This window comes from Chryseobacterium sp. MYb328, assembly GCF_037572595.1.
GTDB lineage: Bacteria > Bacteroidota > Bacteroidia > Flavobacteriales > Weeksellaceae > Chryseobacterium > Chryseobacterium pennae.
The window spans coordinates 42,739-64,084 of record NZ_JBBGZQ010000021.1 but is presented as its reverse complement, the minus strand read 5'-3'; the positions used below and the strand labels follow the sequence as shown (position 1 = coordinate 64,084).

Below are 21,346 nucleotides of genomic sequence, written 5' to 3'. Positions count from 1 at the left end.
GCAAGGCTCAAAAAAAAATAAATTGTCAGGATTTAAATATCAATGATCTATTTTCAATTGTGGATACAACAATAACGTATAAAATTGTTCCCATGGCAGATTCATGGAATGATTCTAATGCTTTTTTGCAATTCAAAAAAAATGGGGAGATCAGATATCTTTCAAAGACTGATTATAATAATGATATTGTTGTAGTTCCGTCTGCTTACAGAAGAGGAAAATTCTATGTAGACAAGAAAAACAAGCACCTTATTATAAATGAATATTTTAAAAACCCTCAGGGAGGAGGTTGGATCAAAAAAATCCTTGTAGAAAAAACTGATGGTATTTTGTTTTTTAGATTTGAAAATTCATGTAGCAAGTCCATCAAATTAGTCCCATTGAATTAATATTCATAAAAAAGACAGAATGCCGATTCATTGATATGAAAAAATTTCCATATTGATTTAATAAAACCTCGATTTAATCGGGGTTTTTATTTTTATTGTGTCATTTTGTCACAAAACGGGATATGGTACAAATGTTGTGAAATAGTGAGTGTAAATTAAATATAAAAATTAGAAAAAATAAAAATATTATGAGTAAAATAATTGGAATTGACTTAGGAACAACCAACTCTTGTGTTGCTGTAATGGAGGGTAAAGACCCTGTTGTTATTCCTAACGCAGAAGGTAAGAGAACTACTCCTTCTATCGTAGCATTTACAGAAGATGGAGAAAGAAAAGTAGGTGATCCTGCAAAAAGACAGGCTGTAACGAATCCAACAAAGACTGTTTACTCTATCAAAAGATTTATCGGAACACACTTCAAAGAAGATGCTAAAGAGATTTCAAGAGTACCTTACCAAGTAGTTGCTGGTCCAAATGATACTGTAAAAGTAAAAATCGACGATAGAGAATATACGCCACAGGAAATTTCTGCAATGACGCTTCAGAAAATGAAGAAAACTGCTGAAGATTACCTTGGACAGGAAGTAACAAGAGCGGTAATTACTGTTCCTGCATATTTCAACGATGCTCAAAGACAAGCTACTAAAGAAGCTGGAGAAATTGCAGGTCTTAAAGTAGAAAGAATTATCAACGAACCTACAGCTGCAGCATTAGCTTACGGTTTGGATAAGGCTCACAAAGATCAGAAAATCGCTGTATATGACCTTGGTGGTGGTACTTTTGATATCTCTATCCTTGATTTAGGAGACGGTGTATTTGAGGTATTGTCTACAAACGGTGATACTCACTTAGGAGGTGATGACTTTGATGATGTAATTATCAACTGGATGGCAGACGAATTCAAAGCTGAAGAAGGTGTTGAATTGAAAGCTGATCCAATTGCTTTACAAAGATTAAAAGAAGCTGCTGAAAAAGCAAAAATCGAATTGTCTGCTTCTGCACAAACTGAAATCAACCTTCCTTATATCACTGCTACAGCTACAGGTCCTAAACACTTAGTGAAGACTTTAACTAAAGCTAAATTTGAGCAATTATCTGCTGACTTGGTAAGAAGATCTATGGAACCGGTTGCTAAAGCATTGAAAGATGCAGGTTTATCTACTTCAGATATCGACGAAGTAATCCTGGTAGGTGGTTCTACAAGAATCCCAATCATTCAGGAAGAAGTTGAGAAATTCTTCGGTAAAAAACCTTCAAAAGGAGTTAACCCGGATGAGGTTGTAGCAATTGGTGCAGCAATCCAAGGTGGTGTTTTGACTGGAGATGTAACTGACGTACTTTTATTAGATGTTACGCCACTTTCTTTAGGTATCGAAACAATGGGTTCTGTTTTCACTAAATTAATTGAAGCGAACACTACCATCCCAACTAAAAAATCTGAAGTATTCTCTACAGCTTCTGACAACCAGCCGGCTGTAAGCATCAGAGTAGGACAGGGAGAAAGACCTATGTTCAACGATAACAAAGAGATTGGTAGATTCGACCTTTCAGATATTCCACCAGCACCAAGAGGAGTTCCTCAAATTGAAGTAACTTTCGATATCGATGCTAATGGTATCCTGAATGTATCAGCTAAAGATAAAGGAACTGGTAAAGAACAGAATATCAAAATTCAGGCATCTTCAGGTCTTTCTGACGAGGAAATTGAAAGAATGAAAAAAGAAGCTCAAGAAAATTCTGCAGCAGATAACAAGAGAAAAGAAGAAGTTGAAGTATTCAACAAAGCTGACGGATTGATCTTCCAGACTGAAAAGCAATTGAAAGAATTCGGTGAAAAACTTTCTGCTGACAAAAAAGCAGCAATCGAAGCAGCTCACGGAGAATTGAAAACTGCTTTCGAAGCTAAAAATGTAGATGACGTAAAAGCTAAAACTGAAGCGTTAGATGCAGCATGGATGGCTGCTTCTGAAGAATTATATGCAGCGGGTCAACAGCCGGGTGCTGATGCAGGTGCTCAAAACGCTGGCGCAAACAACGCTGGTGGTGAAGATGTACAGGATGCAGACTTCGAAGAAGTAAAATAATTACCGGTTAAACAATCGTAATAAATAATTAAAACCGCTTTAAATTAATTTTTAAAGCGGTTTTTTCATGTCTATTCTTGTCAATACATTTTTTTATTACTGATTTCCATCACAGAGTTCTTCACGTTGTTGCGAATATGAGTAATGATATGAATTCCATTTACAAAAAGATATTTTGACTAATTCTTTAGATATATATCCTTTAAATTAATTCTGCATATATAAAAAATGGAGGAATGTTTGAAAACATCGAAAATCAATCAAATGAAATAAAATACTAATGATCATCACTTCACTTTGAGGCATAGTAGAGTAGTATTTAAAAGGATTACCAATAATGAAACTTTGGATATCTTGTTCAGGATGAATGCAAAATTCATCCGGGATATAAAAACCCTCCGTAATTTCATTAAAGTTAATCATAGAAGAATTGTTCTTAAGTGGTATATATTTAAATGTTTAAATATTGGGGTTCTTTTTTTTTAAATATTAATTGAACTAAGCTTACTATTCTTGCGAGCCTCCTCCCAAGGACCGATAAAGCACAATAATGGAGGTCAGTTTTTCTTTTTTCATAGCAATGATTTCCAATTCATTTTCAAGGGCATTATTTTGCGCTATAATTACTTCCAAATAGTTTGCTTTTGCATTTTTGTAAAGTAAATCTACATCTTCAGATGCTTTTGTCAGTGATTTTCCTTTTTCTGTTGCCAGAAAAAGCTGTTCATCTGTATTTTTAATTATAGCTAATGCATCTGCTACTTCGCCAGCAGCAATAATTATGGTTTGTTTGAACTTTTTATCCAATTTCTCCTGATTTAGCTCTGCTATTTTATAGGCCGTCTTCAATGCTGCTTTATTGAAAATTGGTTGTGTGAGATTGACACCCATATTTTTTATTAAAGAACCGGGAATGTTTATCCAATTGCTAAAATTGAAAGAATTCAATCCGGATGAAGCAGTTATACTGAATGTCGGATACATATCTATTTTTGCTAAGTTGGTTCTTACATTAGAGATCATTAAGTCATATTCGGCAGCTTTCACATCCGGCCTGTTGGCCAGCATATCGACTGGGACACCTGTTTCAAAATCAGCTAAAGTATTTATCGATTCAAGATATCCTGCTCTTTCTATAGCATTAGGGTATTGGCCGCAAAGAATACTTAATGCATTCTCTTGAACTGCAATATTTTTTTTTGCAACTGGGATTATCATTTCAGCAGTTTTTTTTTGTGCTTCTGATTGTGCCACTCCTACGGAACTTGTCAAAGAATATTGGTATTGAAGTTTTGTCATCTCCAATGTTTTATCACTAAGAAACACATTTGTTTGTGCTATTTTCAATTGTTCATCCAAGGCAATAAGATTATAATATGCCTGAGCGACCTGAGTGATAATTCTCGTTTTAAGAGCGCTCAGATTCTCTTTTTGCATAAAATACCCTATTAAAGCCTGTTCTTTCTGTAATTTAGCTTTCCCCCAAATATCCGCTTCCCAGGACAAGCGTACAGATGTATCAAAATCATCAATATAATTTCTGCTGCTAAACTGTTCAACTAGGGAGCCATTCAAAGAGTTCTTGGAAATCCAGCTGCGACTGCTTCCTGCTGTAAACCCAATGATAGGCAGCAGAGATTGCTTTGATTGTCTATAGTTGAGCTCAACTTGCTCTAGACTAATTATTGCAATAGAAATTTCAGCATTTTTTTCCAATGCTTTTTCAATGAGTTGTACAAGTACCGGATCTTTAAAAAAAGTTTTCCATTTCAGATTAATGCTATTTTTATTTTCAATTGACTGATCTCTGAAATGTTCGGGGACAGCAATATTTGGACGGCTGTATTTTTTTCCTATGCTACACGAATTGAGCAATGTACTCAGAAGAATAATAAAAACTATTTTTTTTTTAACTGAAACCATGTTTTTTTATTTAATAGATTGATTCCCAGAAATTTTTTCCTGAAGGTGTTGGAAAAAAATGTACAATAGAGGAATAGTAAATATACCTAGAATAACACCACTCAGCATTCCAAAAGTTGCACTGCTGCTTATTGATTTGTTTCCTGCCGCAGTTCCTCCAGATGTAAACATCAAAGGGATTATTCCGGCCATAAAGGCGAGTGATGTCATAATAATGGGTCTCAGTCTTGCTTTGGCTCCTTCCATAGCAGCTTTGGTAATAGATAGCCCTGCTTTTCTTCGTTGCATTGCAAATTCTACAATAAGAATAGCATTCTTGGCAAGCAATCCTATCAGCATAATCAATCCTACTTGTACATAGATGTTGTTGTCAAGTCCAAATAATTTTATTCCTAAGAAAGCTCCTATAATTCCAGCTGGTATAGAAAGTAGGACTGCTAGAGGGAGCAGGTAACTTTCATATTGTGCAGCAAGCAGAAAATAGACAAACAATAAACTAAGAATAACAATAATCATGGACTGATTTCCGGATGATTTTTCCTCCAGACTTAACCCTGTCCATTCGTAGCTGTAACCACTTGGCATCTTATTAAATACATTTTTCTCAAGGGTTTCCATAAGGGCTCCGTTACTTATTTCAGAATCAGATTCTATGTTAATACTTAAAGCGTTATATAAGTTATACCTTTGCATCATTTCTGGCCCATACATTTTCTTTAATCTTATAATAGATTTCACAGGAACCATATCTCCCTTTTCGTTTTTGACAAATATTTCATTGAAAGCATCCTCATCCATTCTGAATATGCCGTCAGCTTTTATGGCTACACGATAGAATTTTCCAAATCGGATAAAGTTCTGCGAAAAGTCCCCGGCGAAATAGGTTTGTACTGTTTCCATCATTTTATCAACATCCACGTCTAGTTGGTTTGCTTTGTCCTCATCTACCTCTAGCTCAAACTGCGGAAAATCTGCACGGAATGTGGTAGAGACACTTTTTACACCTTTTTGTTTCCGTAATTCATTCATTATTTTATCTGCCATAGCTTTTAAGGATGTTGGATCTTTTCCCATTCTGTCCTGAATCATTACTTCAGCTCCACTCATGGTACCATAACCTTCTACTGGTGGTAACCGAAAGACATATATAGAGCCTTCTTCAAGTGTTCCAAGCTTTTCCTCTACTTCCTCCTGAATAGATTCGATGGTTTTTAGTTTTTTTCTGTTTTTAGGATCTTTCAGTTTTGCCCATCCACCAGCATAATTGTTTCCGGCTGCATCACTCATTACATTATAACCGGCTATAGTGGTCTTAATTTCGAGTTCGTCAATCGTAGCTAATATACTGTCCAGCTTTTTGGTAGCTGCTGTTGTTTTTTCCAGCCCGGTTCCAGGTGGTAGTGTCATACCGTAGATGATAAAATTATCGTCTTCCATGGGCACAAAACTTTTACTAGTACTACCCATCAACAATGCTGCCGCAACAATTGTAGATATAATAAATCCTGTCCCTAACCATTTCTTTTTTATGAGTAAATGAACACCAGAAACATACTTGTTTGTCAGATTGTTAAATCCTGCATTGAAGGCTATAAAAAAACGATTTCTGTACGTTTGTTTATTTTCATTATAGTGATGATTGTTTTTCAATAGTAATGCACATAAAGCCGGTGTTAAAGTAAGAGCATTAACAGATGAAATAATTATAGCTGTTGCCAGTGTGTAAGCAAATTGCTTATAGAAAAGTCCTGCAGATCCAGACATAAAGCCTATCGGAATAAAGACTGCAGCCATTACTAAGGTAATAGAGATTACTGCTCCGGTAATCTCACTCATCGCGCTGTGAGTAGCTTCCCTGGCAGATAAGCTGCTACCCTCCATTTTTGAGTGTACAGCTTCTATCACCACTATTGCATCATCTACCACAATACCAATAGCTAAAACCAGAGCAAATAATGTCAGGATATTAATGGTAAACCCTAAAACCAGCAGTATGAAAAAGGTACCAATAATAGCAACAGGTACTGCAATAGCGGCAATGATGGTCGATCTGAAATCCTGAAGAAATATAAAGACTACTATAAATACAAGGATAAAAGCCTCTATTAGTGTTTTATTTACCTGATTGGTCGCTTCATCTAATCTGTTCTTGGAGCTCATTGAAATATGATACTTCATACCTGGAGGGAAAGCTTTGGATGCTTTTTCCAATTCATTAATAATTCCAATTTCAATATCACGAGCATTTGAGCCGGTAGCTTGTAATACCCCCATAGAAATAGCATTTTTTCTATTGGAACGACTTTCTCCGCTATAGCTTATAGAACCAAACTCTACTCTTGCAATATCTTTGAGGCGGATGAGATTATTGTTTTCTCGCTTTACAACAATATTATCGTATTCCTCTGGTAGATTTTTTTTCCCCTTATAGCGGATCACATATTGTAAAGCTGCATTGGATTCTTCACCAAGTCTCCCAGGGGATGCTTCAATGTTTTGCTTTGCTATAGCAGTCTTTATATCATTAGGAGTAAGTCGGTAAGATGTCATTTTCTGAGGGTTAAGCCATACACGCATTGCGTAATCTTTTGCACTCCAGATCTGTACCTGCCCCACTCCAGATACTCTTTTTAGTTGTGGTACAACATTGATATTAACATAATTCTGAATAAAAAGCTCATCATATTTACTATCATCATCTGTGTAAATATCAAAAAACATCACCATGCTGTTTTGTTGTTTTGACGTACTGATTCCTTGGCGTACAACTTCTTCCGGAAGTATTGATGTTGCTCTTTGTACTCTATTCTGTACATTCACTGCTGCAAGATCAGGATCCACACCTTGTTTGAAGATTACAGAAATACCAAATGAACCGTCGTTATTAACGGTTGATTTTATATATCTCATATTCTCCACGCCATTAATTTGCTCCTCTAGTGGTGTTACTGCAGAGCGTAATACGGTTTCGCTGTTTCCACCCGGAAAATTACCTCGTACTAGAACAGTAGGTGGTGAAATATCTGGAAATCTGGTAATGGGAAGTTCAAGAAGTCCAATAATTCCCAGTATAAGTAGAATAATAGAAATTACGGTAGCGAGTACTGGTCTGTCAATAATTTTTCTAAGCATAATTATGGAATCAGTTTATTATTTTATAGTAGGTATTACTTTTATATTATCCGTAAGTAGGTCTATATGGCCTGTTGCAATTTTATCTCCTTGTTTTAATCCAGACTTTATGATGTAATTTTTTCCGGATTTTCCCAAGATTTCTATGGGAGTCATTCTAATAACATTTCCGGAAGAAAGCTTGAAAACAAAATATCTGTTTTGAATATCTTTTACGACGTCCATTGGAATAGAAATAACATCATTCAGCTGTTTAGTGAGAACAACTTTTCCAGAAGCACCTGACCGTATAATATGTTGCGGATTAGAAAACACTGCTTTCAAAGCAATGCTACCTGTATTCCGCTCTATATTTCCGCTTCCCATCTCAATTTTTCCAGTATATTGATATAATGAATTGTCAGCAAGTAAGAGCTGTGCTGTTTCTGTTAATTGACCAGATGTTTTATTTTTAATGAATTCAATGAAATCAACTTCGTTTAGAGAAAAATATGCGAAAATATTATTTATATCGGACAAGGTAGTCAGCGGTAGGGTGTCTGTGGACGAAATCAAATTACCAACTCTGTTTGGAATGCGTCCTATATATCCGCTAACCGGAGCTTTTATTGATGTAAAACCCATATTAATTTGAGTCTCTCCTATTACCGCATGTGCTTGTTTTGCCTGAGCATTGGCTGCGATAAGGTTTGCTTCTGCAGTTTGCAATTGAAGTTCGGTGTAGACTTTTCCCTGTACCAAAGGTTTTATTTTCTGTACTTCAATAGCAGCCGATCTTTGTGTTGCTAGAGAGGACTCATAAGCTGCTTTTGCATTGATTACCTGCTGTTGATATACGTCTGACTTAAGCCGGAATAGTACTTTTCCTTTATTTACATATTCCCCTTCTTTGACATAAATCTGATCAAGATAGCCTGTTACCTGGGCTCTGATATCTACATTTACAGCACCTTCTATTGCTCCCGGATATTTTTTTTCAATGTTTGCAGTATCTTTTGTAACATTTCTAAAATTTACCTTTAGAAGTACATCGTTCTCATTTTTCACCTGTTTGTCACAAGAGAGCAATAGAATTGGTATGATCAATGCCTTTATTAGAATTGAATTCTTCCTTACCATACAAATAAAATTATGTTCACTTCAACTATTTTCAGATACAAAGAACTTAACAATCACAAGTCGAATAGTATTAAAATTACCGAAGCGTATATTTTTAATTCTGAAATTGAAATATCTCTCTCCAAAGCAATTTCATTTTAAATACTAGTTCGTGCTAAAAAAGATAAATGCCTGTCACTAATTAGTTTTCGTAAACTAGCATTGTCCGACTTCTGAAATACTCTCTCAGGTTTTTTTCTTGATGCAAAGCTTAAATCTGGTGTTATAAACTAAATAATCACTGACCATTTATTCTTATTAACTAATAATTTCATTTCAGAAAGGAGATTGTATACTACAGAGGCTAAAATCTATGTTTGGGTTAAAAGAAATTGAACATTGGATTTTTAATTTGGCATTTTTGCAATAAATTAGGAGAGAATACAAACTGTATTTTTAAAGCTCAAAAAATGAAATTACCAAAACGAGAAATTTTTTTTAGTAATACAGTAAAACGTGTTATTATTGTACTATCAGCTTTTATATTAATGTACTTGGTGTCATTTCTTATTGATCCTTACTGTAAAGAATGGCAGTTCTTTTTTGATCAGACATCGATGGATTTATTAAAAGAATTTGGATGTACACTTATTGCATGTATTATAATTACCGAATTCAGTATAACATTCAGTAATAAACTGAATAAATATATACCATGGACCGAGAGCCCAATAAAAAGGCTGGCAGTGGAGTTAACCTTAAATATTGTAATGGTATTAATTGTTAACCTGTTGCTTAGTTTTTACACGATCTCTGATACCGTGAAGGGGAGAGCTCTAAATATGTCTACTGACGAGGCGAGATCAACGATACAGTGGATATTAATAAGTATGGCTATCTCTATGATGATTATGGCAGTAAACACAGGGAACTATCTGGTTACTAATTGGAAAAATGAATCATTAAAAGCTTCAAAACTCAATCAATTAGCTATGGAATCGGAGCTACAGGCATTAAAACTTCAGATCGACCCTCATTTTGTATTTAACAATCTCAGTGTTCTTTCTGAACTTATTTTGGAAGATCCTAACATGGGGTATGAGTATGCAGAAAATTTTACTAAAATATATCGTTATATGTTGATCAATTCAAAAAAGGATACCATTTCACTTGAAGAAGAAATGAAATTTCTTAATGCTTACATTGTTCTTATAAAATATAGACAAGGGAATGGTGTGTGTTTTAATATAAATATAAGCGATAAAACAAAAAATCTTTCCCTGCCTCCGATGACAATGCAATTATTGGTAGAAAATGCTCTTAAACATAACCGAACTAATAAAAAGCATCCCTTAAAAATCAGGATTTATGATAACGAAAAAGATGAAATAACGATAGAGAATACTTTAATTCCTATGGGAAAAATAATAGCCTCATCCAATATAGGATTAAAGAATATACAAAGAAGATATAGCCTTCTTTCAGTGCGAGAGCCAAAGATTAATAATGATGGAGAAAACTTTGTTGTAAAATTACCACTTTTGAAATTATGATTAAAAATATTATAATCATTGAAGACGAAAAGCTGAACGCAGACAGACTTGTTCGATTTTTAAAAATGATAAGACCTACTGCATTAATTGATGCAATAATAGACAGCGTTGAAGATGCTACAGAGTGGTTTATTAAAAATCCTGCTCCAGATCTTGTATTTATGGATATCAGACTCTCAGATGGGTTGAGTTTTGAAATATTGGATAACGTGACTATTAACGCTCCTTTGATTTTTATAACGGCATACGATGAGTATGCTTTAAAAGCTTTCAGAAATAATGGAATAGATTACCTCCTAAAACCAGTAGACAAAATTGAGCTTGAGAAAGCAATCAAAAAAGCAGAAAACTTATTGCCATCCAATCATCAGGATTTGATTGAAAACCTGAAAGAACTCTTAGGGTATAAACAATATCGAAGCCGTTTTCTATTGCCGGTAAAAGATGGGTTTAGATCTATCATTATAAGTGATATACTTTATTTTTATTCTGAGTTCAAGATGTCTAAAGTGAAACTTAAAGACGGCTCAATAGAAACATTCACACAAACTCTAGAAGAACTTGAAAAACAGATTGATCCGAAAATGTTCTTCCGTGCCAATAGACAATTTATTATTAATATTGACAGCATCCATCATATTCATAATTACTTCAACGGAAAACTTAAAGTGGAAATTGACAGGGCTTTAAAGATGGAAATCATAATCAGTAGAGAAAAAGCTCAGTTATTTAAAAATTGGATGGGATTATAAATCAGAAACTTTTAGATTTAAACCTGTTTAAACTTATTTCAGACGAATTTGTATTAATCCTCTACAAAACCAATAACAGGAAATTAGATCTTTTAAAAAAGTCTGCTGATCTCATTATTACAAGAATTAAAAAAATATCATCAGCTCATGAACCTCAATGGGGAACAATGACTGCCAGTGAAATGCTTCTTCACTGTAATTCCTGTAACCGAAAAATTTTAGAAGAAAGCAGAGGAAATAAAAAGACTCAAATAAAACAATATCTGTGAGGGCCCTTGCCCTTTACATCGCTCCCAATTTTAAAAAGAATATTGAGGGTGAGCCGGAGCATAACACTAAAGGGAAGGCTGATAATGCAGATTTTGAAAAGTATAGAAATGAGTTTATACATTTAATTAGTCAGTTCCCTGTCAATACTCACTCTTTACCCCTTTCTTATCCTGCTTTTGGAACTATTTCAACTCATGAATAGGGAATTTGGAGTGTGAATTTTTATTTTCAGCAATCAATGTTTTTATCTGTTTGCTGTTTTATATTTTGTTATTATACTTATTGATGTCTGAATTTTAAACATAAAAAATCCCAATCATTCATTGACTGGGAGCTTTTATAGATATGAATTTATATGAAACCAAATGGTTGCGCAGATTTTTTAATCACTTTTTTATAGAAAAATGTTGAATATCTGTGTTTATGGACTTTCCAATAGCCCTGATCTTATCATATTGCTGTATATTTATCGCCTCAATTTTATCATCAGAAATACAGAATATATGAAAAAGATGATTGCTATCATAGGCTTTTTAGCAGTGTTGACAGCCTGTAATAAACCTGAAAACAAAGAGCAACAGAAAGAAGAAAAATCATTATCCAGAGAAGAGGAAGTGAAACCAAAAGATAAGGAAACTGCCAAAGACAGGATTTCCAACGAAGAAGCTGTAAAATTGGCCGTAAAGCAATTTGAAGCCTATCTACCTAAAATTCTTAAGACCTATGATGACGGGGTAATTGATCTTCAGGACCCTCATGTTGGAGATTTTACCGGTGATGGGATTGATGATGTAGCTATTTACTGGAATATTGCACCAGAAGGTGGAAATGCACTGATAGGGCAAGGATTATCATTGTACAAAAATGATGGGCATAGCGTTAAAGTAATCGCAGGATATGAACCGGATTATCTGTTTGCTTTTGATACCATCAAAAATGGAAAGATCATTGTAGAAAAACTGGAATATACAGAAGAGGATGGAAGATGCTGCCCTTCAATAAAAACTAAACATGCCCTTACAATCAAAGGAAGTAAAGTATATTAAACGAAACGAGCATCTTAAAAATCTGAAAACAATTCAAGTTTTTAAGATGTTATTTTCTTTTCCAGAATATTTTTGCCCCATTCATTGATGTTATCCAGCAACGGAATGAATGAAAGGCCCAACGCTGATAGGCTATAGACTGTTTTCACAGGAGGTTTTGTTCCGAAAGCAGTTCTGGTAATCAGACCGTCTCTTTCCAATTGCCTCAGCTGAAGACTTAATGTTGTTTCTGTAATAAAAGAAAGCTCTTTTTTCAGCTCTCCAAACCTTTTATCGCCATTTTTTAAGTGACACAGAATAACTCCTTTCCACCTTCCACCTATAAGATCCATGACAAAGCTTACCGCACAGGGGTAAGATTTTTGGTCAACATTGATATAGGAAGTCACACATTTTTTTTCCATCTTTTTTATAGTATCTAAATTGATAGTTATTTTATGCTAAGGCTGCAGTTTCTATTTTTACACAATAATAGACATAAAACAAGACATAAAAAAATGTATCAGTTAGCACAAATCAATGTAGCCAGAATGATTGGAGTGAATATCGAAGACCCTGTAATGAAAGAATTTGTTGATCATTTTGATTCGGTAAATCAGCTGGCGGAAGAAAGCAATGGATTTATCTGGAGATTAAAAGATGAAGAGAATAATGCCACCGGTTTTAATCCGTTTAATGATGAACAGGTTATCATCAATCTTTCGGTGTGGGAAGATATAAAATCATTAGAATATTTTACTTACAAAACATTTCATGTTGATTTTTTACGAAGAAGAAAAGAGTGGTTTCACAAGTATGGAAAAGCCTATTATGTCCTGTGGTGGATTAAAAACAATCAATATCCAAGTGTAGAAGAAGCCTTAGAAAGATTAGAGTATCTTCAGAAGAACGGACCATCGGAATATGCCTTTAATTTTCAAACGGTATTTCAGAAACCTGAATTAAATATTGGAGGCTAAGAGTCTAAATTTTGTATCTTGTCCCTCCATTATCCATACAAAATTTTAATACGATGCATCAACTGAGGTTTTTCTTTTTAATAGCAGGCTTTTCATTTTTATTTCAATCATGCCAAAGTCAGGGTTTTGATTTAGAGAAAATAATGCTTCCTGCTCAACAAACTGAGTTAAAAACAATGGGACTGAAAACCTATGGAGTCGGTGTGGGAACAGAAGCCGTTCAATATTCTATATATAAAGCAGATATTGTTAATGATGGAAAGCTTCCCATCAATTTTGGCGGAATCAGGATTGAAGATGCTCCGGACTCAGAATATTATACTCCAGGAATGCTTTCTTTTTATGGAAAGGATAACGGGACTCAGTTTGAAGGATTTAAATTAACTCTTGAAAATCCGGATAATTTTCAGAAAGTATTGGATTATCTACTGAATAAGAAAGATAGGTTCAAACTGGTTTTTGATAATGGTAAAGATAATGTGGAAAGAGCCAGGGTTTTTAGTGGTAAACAGAATAATATTACGTATCTGGTGCTGTCTATGGTGAATGAAAAAGGGAAAAAAGTGGGATATGTAGAAGCTATCAGCACTAAAGAAATCCCTTTGCTAACATCCAGATTGGGCGGAGTATTCCAGTACTATAATGATTATCTTGAGTATCGTAAAAATAAGGCGGCTAATTTCAGTTATCTCGATTTTATTAAAGAAACAGATGACAGATTTTATAAGGCAAACAATAACCTGAAATAAATGAAGAATCTGCCATGAGAAGTATTCTGATTTTAATAAGTTGTCTTCTATTTTCTGTCTCCATCTATGGGCAGAAAAATAAGTCTGATGATGAAATATCTACTCAGGATAAGATTCTTTTACAAAAATTCTGGAGAGATTTTACGGATGCGGTTACCAGAAATGATAAAGAAAAAATAAAAACACTTTGTGATTTTCCCTTCTATTGCAGACCTTGTCTTGATTATGTAGAAGCTAAAAACAGCAACCTTGTTACAGTGGAGGTAACCAAGAATTTATTTCAAAAAAAACATTATAAAGTCTTTTTTGAAAAAGAGTTAAAAACTGAAGTTAAAAAACATGAGAAGTTTACTATGCCGTTTTTTCATCCTTATTTTAATAAAGAAATGAACATACACGGCATTAGTTTTTTATATACGCTGATTCCACCTTCAAAAACATGGGAAGGTACTCAGGGAATGATTAGTTTGGAAAAAAAAGAAGGGAAATTTAAAATAACAGGAATTGACATGATTCCATAATTTAATCAAGTCCAGGATAAAATGCTTTAAAGCTAAAAATTAAGTCTAGAAATTATCACGCTCCTAAAAAACGATAAGTTGATATTATGATAGTCATTCATGATAAGACTAAAAGTAACTTCCAGCTTCCCTCATCCAGCTTCCTACCTTAAAAACAACTCATAAACGATGCTGATGAGGCCAAGGCTTTCCTTTCCCTGTTTCACAAAGCAATTTTAAGCTTCTCAGAAACTGTCCCCAGGTATAATTGCATTCAGCGAACATAGGTGAGTAGGTATCCCAATTTTTGTGATGGAAAATTAATAAGGTACCACTGTCATATACTAATTGTTCAATCTGGCCTTCCATTTCAGGATGCATTTTGCGTAATGTTTCCTTATCTCCGGATAAAAGATGAAAGGAAATATCAGTTCCAATCCATTCATGAGCACCAGTGATGCAATGCCACTGAATTTCTTCAAAAGGGGTAAGCTTTACAATTTTCATTTCTTTAAAATAATCCGGGCCAAATGAGAATCGGGCAACGCTGTCAACTTCAGTGCTGGCTTTGGTATGGGGAGTCCACCATGCAGATAATCCGGACTGGCTGGCAATGGCGTGGTATACTTTTTCTTTTGAGGAACCAATGAGTATAGCGTGATAAATATGGGGCATAATTTGTTCTTAGGAGTTGGTTATTAATCTTTTTATTTAAAATTACAAAATAATACTAAAAGTTGAGGTAAATATCTGAGATAATGAACTTTTAGAAACTAATCTGTGGTTCTTATTATAAAAGTTAAAAAAGATTAATAATGAGCTTAAAAAAAGATTAGTAAGCCTTTTTTTGTAATTTCGTGTTCACAAAAACAATTCTGACAGTATAAGACGAATATTCTTGTTTGTTTTAGATCAGCGTTTTTTATACCATGTAAACCAAATTAAAGTATGAAGTATTTTTCTATTGTATTCACAATCATTCTATTTCAGGCCTGTCATAAGAAAAAGGAAGAAAAGCAGGTGTCACCCCAAACCGAACTAAAGGAAGCTAAAGGTAAAACGGATTCAACTGTACAGGATATCCGTCAGACGGCAGAAATAATTGGTGATGGAAAGGATGACGTGATGTTGGCTGAAGATATCCGGTTCAATGGTAAAACAAAACGGATTTTTGATATCAAGGATTTTGAAAAAAATTTTGGAAAAGCGGACAGTACCAAACTGATGGCTGATGAGCAGCCATGTTCCTACATTTTTGAAGAAGGAGATGTAAATGATAAATATCTATATAAAAACGGATCATGTTTTGAAAACAGCAAACAACAAGTAGGAGTTAGCAGCTTTAGGTTTATCAAGGGAAATTTTATTCTGTATAAAGGAATCAGAATAGATTCAAATACTACGTTGGAGGATACCAAAAAGATATTTCCGAATTCAGTACGAAACATGAGTCATTTGGAAACCTATGATGAGGGAGAACTTCCGATGATCACGTTAAGGGAGGATAAAGAAGGAATTTCAGACGGACATATTAATATATCCTTTAAGAACAATAAGATATATTCAATCTGGTGGTGGTTTCCTTGTTAAAAAAGCAGGGCCTAACAATTGATCAATCAGAAGTAAAAATAGAATTAATACAATGGAAAATATAGGTGAATTTTCTGCAGATGGCTATGGCATGGCCATTATTTCAACAGATCTGTTTACAGAATATCTAAAGGAAAAGAAATGCCGAGGTAAAAAGTTGCTGTCTTATTTTGATAAGCATAAAGAGCTTTTTTTGAGCTCCATTAAAGAGGGGCGGTTTCTGCCTTTCTATCAGATCAGTGTTTTCGAATATACAATTTTTATTTCTGTAGATGAAGAAAGTGTAGAATTACCACAGGGATATGATGAGGTTTTTAGATATAACAACTTCTTTCTTGAAGTAGGTGATTTGGGTCGGATTTGTTTTGCCAGCTTTGATTATCTGGAATACCGTCTGGAAAATATCAAACAGAATATAACAGATAAGGAAGATCAGATCCCGACAGGAGCAGACGGACATATTGAATCTTATTTTCCTGCAAAAGGTTTTGATCTGTCCAAAGGAATTTATGAGTTCGATCTGGTAGGATTGGAACGAACGGAAAAATTGGAAAGGGAAAGTAAAAATTATGCTTATGTTTTTATTTTTCGCAGCAATGAAAAAGCAGACAATCATAATTTTGAAAAAGCAGACAATGACACCCATCACTTTGATATTCCGGGTTATAAAGCACAGCTGAATACGAAGAATGAATACAAATAAAATCACCAAAAAATAGTAAAATGAAATTGACAAAATACCTCTCCATATTATTTCTAACCGGATTACAGTTGGTCTGTTATGGACAAACAAAATCAGTGAATCCGCAACTGCAAAAAAAAGCGGAAGCATTTACTCAAAAAATAATTCATCTGATTACTCAGAAAGATTATGCAGCATTAAATCAGTTAACAACTAAAAAAGTGTATTGTTCCTTGTGCTTTGAGACAGCACCGGAAAAAAACTATTTTGTGGGGAAGGATGCTTTCTATCAAAAACATGTTGACACTATTTTTAACAAAGAATTATTGGAAAGACTGAACCGGAATGAAACAAAGTTTTCTTTTGACGGATCTGATCCGGGATTTAAAGACAGAACTTATATTGTATTATATACGACGCAACGCCGGAATGAATTTGGAGACGGACATGAAGGGGCTCAATTTGTCTTTTGGTTAAAAGAAGAAAAAGGAGCATTTAAGCTATCCGGAATAGAAACGATACCTTAGCAAAAATAAAAAATGATTCAAATGCTGAAAATACTATTATTTCTATGGTTACCCATCAGTATCATGCTGTCCTGCAACTGTACTAAAGGTAAAAATGATGAGCATAAAAATGTCATCATTTCAAAAATACATCACAAAAGTGGTCCTAAGGATACAGATACACTATGGGTTTCCCAGAATGATTCTACTGTTTTCAGAAAAGAAGATGTGATGATAAAGTACCCTGAGAGTCATCCTAAATTAACGGTACATTATACCTTGATAAATCCTAAAAATGATGCCTATTATTTCATTTACAATGATAAACAGCAGCTGATAGAAGAAGGAAAATATACGGCTCAGTACACATATGAAGGAATCTCCTACAACGATGGCAATTTTTATAACCTCAAGAGGTATTCCTATAAAAAGAACGGAAACCTCCAAACGAAACACTATCAGGAAGACGGAAGAAATCTTAAGACTGAGTTTTTCAATAATGATGGGCAGTTGACTGAAATAAAATACTTCAACAAAAAATCTTCAGATATAGAAAAAGTAGAGATCTATAAAAAAGGAAAATTAAAAGAAACCAGGATCTATAAAAGTTTTAATACTTATGATACTGTGAAGGCTGGAGAATAGTTTTCAATTCCGATTCAACAGTAAAACAGAAAATGAATGCAGTCTGATTACAGATTACGTGCTGTAGCAATAATCCAGCTGCAGAAGCCATCACCACCGCCCCATAAACAGGCAAGATATAAAGCCGGAAATATAAAACACAAAAGAAAAGGAAGGTCGGTAAGTGCTGTTTTATACTCTTTCTTTCTCAGTCTGATGATAAAATCTGTCAAAAAGCCAATAAATAATACGAATAAAATAAATGTCAGCAGAAATGCTATCCCTAAGCCAACATCTGTAGGGTGCTCCCTTTCACGGTTATTCTGAAAAGCGATTTCTGCAAAAATATAGAGACTTACCAAGGGGATGCCTGTAATGAGAAGCCTTTTCAAAAAAAGTTTAAAGATTTTCATAAGAGTATTGTAGTGTAGTGAACTTTAAATTAATCTTTCTAAGGCTTTTTAGGTCTTATGAGGTAATAGAGTTGATGTTCTTCATCAATTAACAGCATATAGTCTCCGTTTTTAGGCTGGTATACAAAATAAGAAAAAGGATCCCTGAGATAATTGTCAGGACGTTCTATGAAAACATTCTGTTTATAATGCAGGGTTTTCTTTGGCATATTAATAGAAAAATAGGATGTTCCAGACCATCCACGGTTACCTGATCCATTTCCGCTTCCCCAGCTGAAGTTTTTTAGGCTCCAGAAAGTGCGGGCATTCCATTTTTCTTTTTGAACATGATCTCTTTTGATAAGTCCTGAAGATTTATCTATCTCATACCCTGAATTACTGAAATCAATAGCCTTTTTATTAAGTGTATTTTTAGGATAGCCATGCCAGTCTTTTTCAGCATAAAAATAATTCCAGATATTATCTTTAAATACAGTCAGTTTATACTTGTATTCATTCCCCGGTGATTCGGAATGAATAATATCATCATACATATAGTCTCTGTTTGCAGTGATATCTTCTGTTTCTGCCACCGAAAATATTTTAGCATCATCTAAATTTTTATACGGATAATGAGTGGTGTCACCATCCTTCATCCAGTTACTGTAGGTATTCTGATCTACATCTACAATATAATCATTGAAAGTCTGATAATTATGCAGCCCATTTTCAGTATTGTATTGATATTGAAGGCTGTCTGTTATCTGCCCCTTTAGGTTTATTTTATACCATGTGTAGGTATTGGCAGCACCTGCTTTTTCCGAATCCCGGTCTCTTTTGGTAATGATCACAATGGTACTGTCATTTTCCTGAATTACAGGTTCGTGGATGCCATATGATATTTTAATGATTTCATAGTCAGTATCTTTCAGGTTATCCAGGGTAGAGTATGATTTATATTGTTCCGGAAGTTTTTCAGATCTCAGTTTGTATCGTTGATAATACATTTCGGCGTCTGGTAAAAGGATTACCGCAATGAGGATAATGCCCCAGAGTATAACAGATTTTTTTTTAAGATTGAATTTCATCGTGTTGGTTTTTTAGTTTTTTATATCAGATTAAGCATAAGATATAATCGGAAAGATTATAAAATAGTGCACGGATTGTGTTATCCTGGTTCCAATATTTTTGAGGGAAAGCAAAATACAATAAAATAAAGAATATTGAAAATAAAATGTTGTCTAACCTATAAAATTAAAGAATCACCTATTTTCACGGAGCTTATTATTCAGCAATACAAATAATTTCTTTTTTCCGGTTTCCAAAACATCCGTATCAATCATTAGGATATCAGGTTTAGGAGAAAAAATACTTTTAATAAGCCGTATCAGCTTGTTTTTATCTTTATATTTTTCCAGATTTTTGGGTTTGATAAAGATATGGTTAGATCTGTAAAAACCTGATTTAAAACTTTCAATCTCCTTCCAGCTTAAAAATAGCGGACTTGATAAAGTAGAATTCAGGATACCTTTATCATTCATTTCCAATCCCGAAGTACCGCTGTTAGCTCTGGTCAGTTGCCTGTATCGGATGTAAAGGATATATAATATGATAGAAATCCATAAGACCGAAATCAATTGTATGATAAAATCCTCCTTCATCAGTAAGTAAACAAAAAAAGAGATCCCCAGCAGACAAAGGATAATGCTGATGATAATATTGCTTTTTCTGAATTTAATTTTGGTCATGTCTTTTCTTTCAGATCAAATTATTAAACCTGTTGAGGTATTTATTTTGAAATATACTGTATCTGCAGATTATTGTATTCATTATTATTGAATGCTTTTACAACTACTAATTTTGCTGTTTTGGAAGCCGTGTCAAAAACTTCAATTCCCTGTTGGGTAACATATATAAAATGAGTTTTATCGATAGATTTTATATCAGAGACTGGAATGTTTTTCACACGGAATTCTGTGTAATTTTCCCCATTAGTATCCATATAAAAAATATCTTTTGCAGTATTACCAATGATTTTATCGCCACTAATTGTCCAGTTCTTTATTTCTGAGGGTAAAATTTTTCTCCATTTCATTTTCCCATCATCAGCATTGATCGTAAAAAGACAAGTCTTACCATCAATAGGAAGCCCGAATTCTACATATAAAGTACCATCTTCCAAAAAGAATTTGTTGCTTTTGTGTGAACCATAAGTTTTATCCTGGAATACCCATTTGAAAACTTTTGGGTTTTTAATAAAGGTGTTATTAGGATCAGAAATATCTCCATCAGGCAGATTGCCATCTTTGTTAAGGTGTAAAGCATAAATATTCCCACCATCTTCAGCAATAAACAGATTCTCTCCATCAGTCTGGATCTGACTGTATGTAGTATTGGTAAACTGATTAGATTCATGATGCTGTTTTGGTTGGCCGGCTATTTCCACATCACCGTCAAACATTCCGTAGGAAGTATCTGTACCACTTGATCTGCTGTATTTGTTAAGGAAAACAGCAGAGTTCACAAAATAAGAATCACGGTATTTTACAGGCGCAAAATAATTGTATACTGTGGGCAATTCACTCAGCCATGTTCTTTCTCCTTTCTCCCTGTTGAAATTATATAGCCAGGCACGCTTTACATATTCCGGTTGCCCGGCAGATACCATCAGGATATTCTCACCATCCACCAAAGGCTTAGCCATGAATAAAGGAACTAATGGGCGCAGTACTGCAGCTTCAGCATTCCTGTCATTGCTCATACTCATTGGAGTTCCCTCATTTCCATAAATCTGTTGCTGCCAGATAATTTTTCCGGTATTAAGATCAAAATTGATGAACTTTCCACTTTCAAAAGGCATAAAAATATTCTGTCCGTCCAGAGTAAAAAGGTTTCTGTTGCCAGCCGAGTCTATCGGGCTTTTATATTGCCAGGCAATCCTGTTTTTATCAAGATCAAAATTAAAAATATTCCCTTCTGTAGCTACAAGTAGAGTTGCGTGTTCCACCTTACTTGGAGTTGCTTTCGGGGTATTGTTATGACAGCTCCAGAGAACTGATACTGAAATAAGGAGTATTAGTTTTTTGATCTTGTTCAT

Annotated in this window: 23 protein-coding genes; 14 read left to right on the top strand and 9 right to left on the bottom strand. The window is 34.3% G+C overall.

What is annotated here, in order from left to right:
* The first annotated feature begins 92 nt into the window (after window positions 1-92).
* Together WH267_RS18680 and dnaK are read left to right on the top strand one after the other, a co-directional pair.
* Window positions 93-389 carry a hypothetical protein gene (locus tag WH267_RS18680; RefSeq protein WP_148060702.1) on the top strand — a complete coding sequence of 99 codons (297 nt, stop codon included), beginning with the start codon at window positions 93-95 and terminating at the stop codon, window positions 387-389.
* A gap of 188 nt (window positions 390-577) precedes the next feature.
* Window positions 578-2,473, top strand: coding sequence for a molecular chaperone DnaK (gene dnaK, locus WH267_RS18675; RefSeq protein WP_340010223.1), 1,896 nt, complete (start codon window positions 578-580; stop codon window positions 2,471-2,473).
* A gap of 507 nt (window positions 2,474-2,980) precedes the next feature.
* On the opposite strand, the gene WH267_RS18670 is transcribed toward dnaK, so the two are convergent.
* The 3 genes from WH267_RS18670 to WH267_RS18660 are packed head-to-tail and all read right to left on the bottom strand — an operon-like array spanning window position 2,981 to window position 8,647.
* Window positions 2,981-4,396, bottom strand: coding sequence for a TolC family protein (locus WH267_RS18670; RefSeq protein ID WP_340010221.1), 1,416 nt, complete (start codon window positions 4,394-4,396; stop codon window positions 2,981-2,983).
* 6 nt (window positions 4,397-4,402) lie between these two features.
* Window positions 4,403-7,528, bottom strand: coding sequence for an efflux RND transporter permease subunit (locus tag WH267_RS18665; RefSeq protein ID WP_340010219.1), 3,126 nt, complete (start codon window positions 7,526-7,528; stop codon window positions 4,403-4,405).
* A gap of 18 nt (window positions 7,529-7,546) precedes the next feature.
* On the bottom strand, window positions 7,547-8,647 hold the full coding sequence (locus WH267_RS18660) for an efflux RND transporter periplasmic adaptor subunit (protein ID WP_340010217.1): 1,101 nt from the start codon (window positions 8,645-8,647) through the stop codon (window positions 7,547-7,549).
* Between the two features lie 449 nt (window positions 8,648-9,096).
* Here WH267_RS18660 and WH267_RS18655 point away from each other — a divergent pair, with 449 nt between their 5' ends.
* The 5 genes from WH267_RS18655 to WH267_RS18635 all read left to right on the top strand — a co-directional run bounded on the left by WH267_RS18655 (window position 9,097) and on the right by WH267_RS18635 (window position 12,247).
* The gene (locus WH267_RS18655) at window positions 9,097-10,179 is read left to right on the top strand and encodes a sensor histidine kinase (protein WP_340010216.1); all 1,083 of its coding nucleotides are present in this window, start codon (window positions 9,097-9,099) and stop codon (window positions 10,177-10,179) included.
* A complete protein-coding gene (locus WH267_RS18650) occupies window positions 10,176-10,931 on the top strand; it encodes a LytR/AlgR family response regulator transcription factor (RefSeq protein ID WP_340010214.1) in 756 nt (251 codons plus the stop codon). The genes WH267_RS18655 and WH267_RS18650 overlap by 4 nt, the downstream gene beginning before the upstream one ends.
* On the top strand, window positions 10,916-11,200 hold the full coding sequence (locus WH267_RS18645; RefSeq protein WP_340010212.1) for a hypothetical protein: 285 nt from the start codon (window positions 10,916-10,918) through the stop codon (window positions 11,198-11,200). Before WH267_RS18650 ends, WH267_RS18645 begins: the two co-directional genes overlap by 16 nt.
* A complete protein-coding gene (locus tag WH267_RS18640; RefSeq protein WP_340010210.1) occupies window positions 11,197-11,403 on the top strand; it encodes a hypothetical protein in 207 nt (68 codons plus the stop codon). Before WH267_RS18645 ends, WH267_RS18640 begins: the two co-directional genes overlap by 4 nt.
* A 202-nt stretch (window positions 11,404-11,605) precedes the next feature.
* Entirely contained in the window at window positions 11,606-12,247 is a 642-nt protein-coding gene (locus tag WH267_RS18635; RefSeq protein ID WP_340010208.1) for a membrane lipoprotein lipid attachment site-containing protein, read from the top strand.
* 41 nt (window positions 12,248-12,288) lie between these two features.
* Here the strand turns inward: WH267_RS18635 and WH267_RS18630 are convergent, their stop codons facing one another.
* The gene (locus tag WH267_RS18630; RefSeq protein ID WP_340010206.1) at window positions 12,289-12,651 is read right to left on the bottom strand and encodes a winged helix-turn-helix transcriptional regulator; all 363 of its coding nucleotides are present in this window, start codon (window positions 12,649-12,651) and stop codon (window positions 12,289-12,291) included.
* A 93-nt stretch (window positions 12,652-12,744) separates the two neighbouring features.
* Between WH267_RS18630 and WH267_RS18625 the strand changes: the two genes are divergently transcribed.
* From WH267_RS18625 to WH267_RS18615, 3 genes are all read left to right on the top strand, one after another.
* A complete protein-coding gene (locus tag WH267_RS18625; protein WP_340010204.1) occupies window positions 12,745-13,206 on the top strand; it encodes a DUF3291 domain-containing protein in 462 nt (153 codons plus the stop codon).
* Window positions 13,207-13,382: 176 nt separating this feature from the next.
* Window positions 13,383-13,955, top strand: coding sequence for a hypothetical protein (locus tag WH267_RS18620; RefSeq protein ID WP_340010202.1), 573 nt, complete (start codon window positions 13,383-13,385; stop codon window positions 13,953-13,955).
* Between the two features lie 14 nt (window positions 13,956-13,969).
* The gene (locus WH267_RS18615) at window positions 13,970-14,476 is read left to right on the top strand and encodes a hypothetical protein (protein WP_340010201.1); all 507 of its coding nucleotides are present in this window, start codon (window positions 13,970-13,972) and stop codon (window positions 14,474-14,476) included.
* 159 nt (window positions 14,477-14,635) lie between these two features.
* Here WH267_RS18615 and WH267_RS18610 read toward each other — a convergent pair whose 3' ends face one another.
* Window positions 14,636-15,130, bottom strand: a complete 495-nt coding sequence (locus WH267_RS18610) for an SRPBCC family protein (protein ID WP_123318138.1) — start codon at window positions 15,128-15,130, stop codon at window positions 14,636-14,638.
* Between the two features lie 273 nt (window positions 15,131-15,403).
* Here WH267_RS18610 and WH267_RS18605 point away from each other — a divergent pair, with 273 nt between their 5' ends.
* The 4 genes from WH267_RS18605 to WH267_RS18590 are packed head-to-tail and all read left to right on the top strand — an operon-like array spanning window position 15,404 to window position 17,878.
* The gene (locus tag WH267_RS18605) at window positions 15,404-16,045 is read left to right on the top strand and encodes a hypothetical protein (protein ID WP_340010200.1); all 642 of its coding nucleotides are present in this window, start codon (window positions 15,404-15,406) and stop codon (window positions 16,043-16,045) included.
* A 52-nt stretch (window positions 16,046-16,097) separates the two neighbouring features.
* Window positions 16,098-16,748, top strand: coding sequence for a hypothetical protein (locus WH267_RS18600; protein WP_340010199.1), 651 nt, complete (start codon window positions 16,098-16,100; stop codon window positions 16,746-16,748).
* A 20-nt stretch (window positions 16,749-16,768) separates the two neighbouring features.
* Window positions 16,769-17,254, top strand: a complete 486-nt coding sequence (locus WH267_RS18595) for a hypothetical protein (protein WP_340010198.1) — start codon at window positions 16,769-16,771, stop codon at window positions 17,252-17,254.
* A 21-nt stretch (window positions 17,255-17,275) separates the two neighbouring features.
* The gene (locus WH267_RS18590; protein ID WP_340010197.1) at window positions 17,276-17,878 is read left to right on the top strand and encodes a hypothetical protein; all 603 of its coding nucleotides are present in this window, start codon (window positions 17,276-17,278) and stop codon (window positions 17,876-17,878) included.
* Between the two features lie 47 nt (window positions 17,879-17,925).
* On the opposite strand, the gene WH267_RS18585 is transcribed toward WH267_RS18590, so the two are convergent.
* The 4 genes from WH267_RS18585 to WH267_RS18570 form a co-directional block, all read right to left on the bottom strand.
* The gene (locus WH267_RS18585; RefSeq protein ID WP_340010196.1) at window positions 17,926-18,270 is read right to left on the bottom strand and encodes a hypothetical protein; all 345 of its coding nucleotides are present in this window, start codon (window positions 18,268-18,270) and stop codon (window positions 17,926-17,928) included.
* Window positions 18,271-18,308: 38 nt separating this feature from the next.
* Window positions 18,309-19,337 (bottom strand): hypothetical protein, encoded by a 1,029-nt coding sequence (locus tag WH267_RS18580; protein WP_340010194.1) that lies wholly within the window; start codon window positions 19,335-19,337, stop codon window positions 18,309-18,311.
* Window positions 19,338-19,511: 174 nt separating this feature from the next.
* Entirely contained in the window at window positions 19,512-19,997 is a 486-nt protein-coding gene (locus tag WH267_RS18575) for a hypothetical protein (RefSeq protein ID WP_340010192.1), read from the bottom strand.
* Between the two features lie 41 nt (window positions 19,998-20,038).
* Window positions 20,039-21,346, bottom strand: coding sequence for an outer membrane protein assembly factor BamB family protein (locus WH267_RS18570; protein ID WP_340010191.1), 1,308 nt, complete (start codon window positions 21,344-21,346; stop codon window positions 20,039-20,041).

What these genes read in the sequence shown, in the direction of transcription:
- WH267_RS18655 (WP_340010216.1), top strand. Translation starts at nt 9,097, where the DNA reads ATGAAATTACCAAAACGAGAAATTTTTTTTAGTAATACAGTAAAACGT.
- WH267_RS18575 (WP_340010192.1), bottom strand. Translation starts at nt 19,997, where the DNA reads ATGACCAAAATTAAATTCAGAAAAAGCAATATTATCATCAGCATTATC.
- WH267_RS18570 (WP_340010191.1), bottom strand. Translation starts at nt 21,346, where the DNA reads ATGAACAAGATCAAAAAACTAATACTCCTTATTTCAGTATCAGTTCTC.
- WH267_RS18600 (WP_340010199.1), top strand. Translation starts at nt 16,098, where the DNA reads ATGGAAAATATAGGTGAATTTTCTGCAGATGGCTATGGCATGGCCATT.
- WH267_RS18630 (WP_340010206.1), bottom strand. Translation starts at nt 12,651, where the DNA reads ATGGAAAAAAAATGTGTGACTTCCTATATCAATGTTGACCAAAAATCT.
- WH267_RS18585 (WP_340010196.1), bottom strand. Translation starts at nt 18,270, where the DNA reads ATGAAAATCTTTAAACTTTTTTTGAAAAGGCTTCTCATTACAGGCATC.
- WH267_RS18660 (WP_340010217.1), bottom strand. Translation starts at nt 8,647, where the DNA reads ATGGTAAGGAAGAATTCAATTCTAATAAAGGCATTGATCATACCAATT.
- WH267_RS18590 (WP_340010197.1), top strand. Translation starts at nt 17,276, where the DNA reads ATGCTGAAAATACTATTATTTCTATGGTTACCCATCAGTATCATGCTG.
- WH267_RS18620 (WP_340010202.1), top strand. Translation starts at nt 13,383, where the DNA reads ATGGGACTGAAAACCTATGGAGTCGGTGTGGGAACAGAAGCCGTTCAA.
- WH267_RS18665 (WP_340010219.1), bottom strand. Translation starts at nt 7,528, where the DNA reads ATGCTTAGAAAAATTATTGACAGACCAGTACTCGCTACCGTAATTTCT.
- WH267_RS18680 (WP_148060702.1), top strand. Translation starts at nt 93, where the DNA reads ATGGCAGATTCATGGAATGATTCTAATGCTTTTTTGCAATTCAAAAAA.
- WH267_RS18635 (WP_340010208.1), top strand. Translation starts at nt 11,606, where the DNA reads ATGTTGAATATCTGTGTTTATGGACTTTCCAATAGCCCTGATCTTATC.
- WH267_RS18610 (WP_123318138.1), bottom strand. Translation starts at nt 15,130, where the DNA reads ATGCCCCATATTTATCACGCTATACTCATTGGTTCCTCAAAAGAAAAA.
- WH267_RS18670 (WP_340010221.1), bottom strand. Translation starts at nt 4,396, where the DNA reads ATGGTTTCAGTTAAAAAAAAAATAGTTTTTATTATTCTTCTGAGTACA.
- WH267_RS18595 (WP_340010198.1), top strand. Translation starts at nt 16,769, where the DNA reads ATGAAATTGACAAAATACCTCTCCATATTATTTCTAACCGGATTACAG.
- WH267_RS18650 (WP_340010214.1), top strand. Translation starts at nt 10,176, where the DNA reads ATGATTAAAAATATTATAATCATTGAAGACGAAAAGCTGAACGCAGAC.
- WH267_RS18615 (WP_340010201.1), top strand. Translation starts at nt 13,970, where the DNA reads ATGAGAAGTATTCTGATTTTAATAAGTTGTCTTCTATTTTCTGTCTCC.
- dnaK (WP_340010223.1), top strand. Translation starts at nt 578, where the DNA reads ATGAGTAAAATAATTGGAATTGACTTAGGAACAACCAACTCTTGTGTT.
- WH267_RS18625 (WP_340010204.1), top strand. Translation starts at nt 12,745, where the DNA reads ATGTATCAGTTAGCACAAATCAATGTAGCCAGAATGATTGGAGTGAAT.
- WH267_RS18580 (WP_340010194.1), bottom strand. Translation starts at nt 19,337, where the DNA reads ATGAAATTCAATCTTAAAAAAAAATCTGTTATACTCTGGGGCATTATC.
- WH267_RS18605 (WP_340010200.1), top strand. Translation starts at nt 15,404, where the DNA reads ATGAAGTATTTTTCTATTGTATTCACAATCATTCTATTTCAGGCCTGT.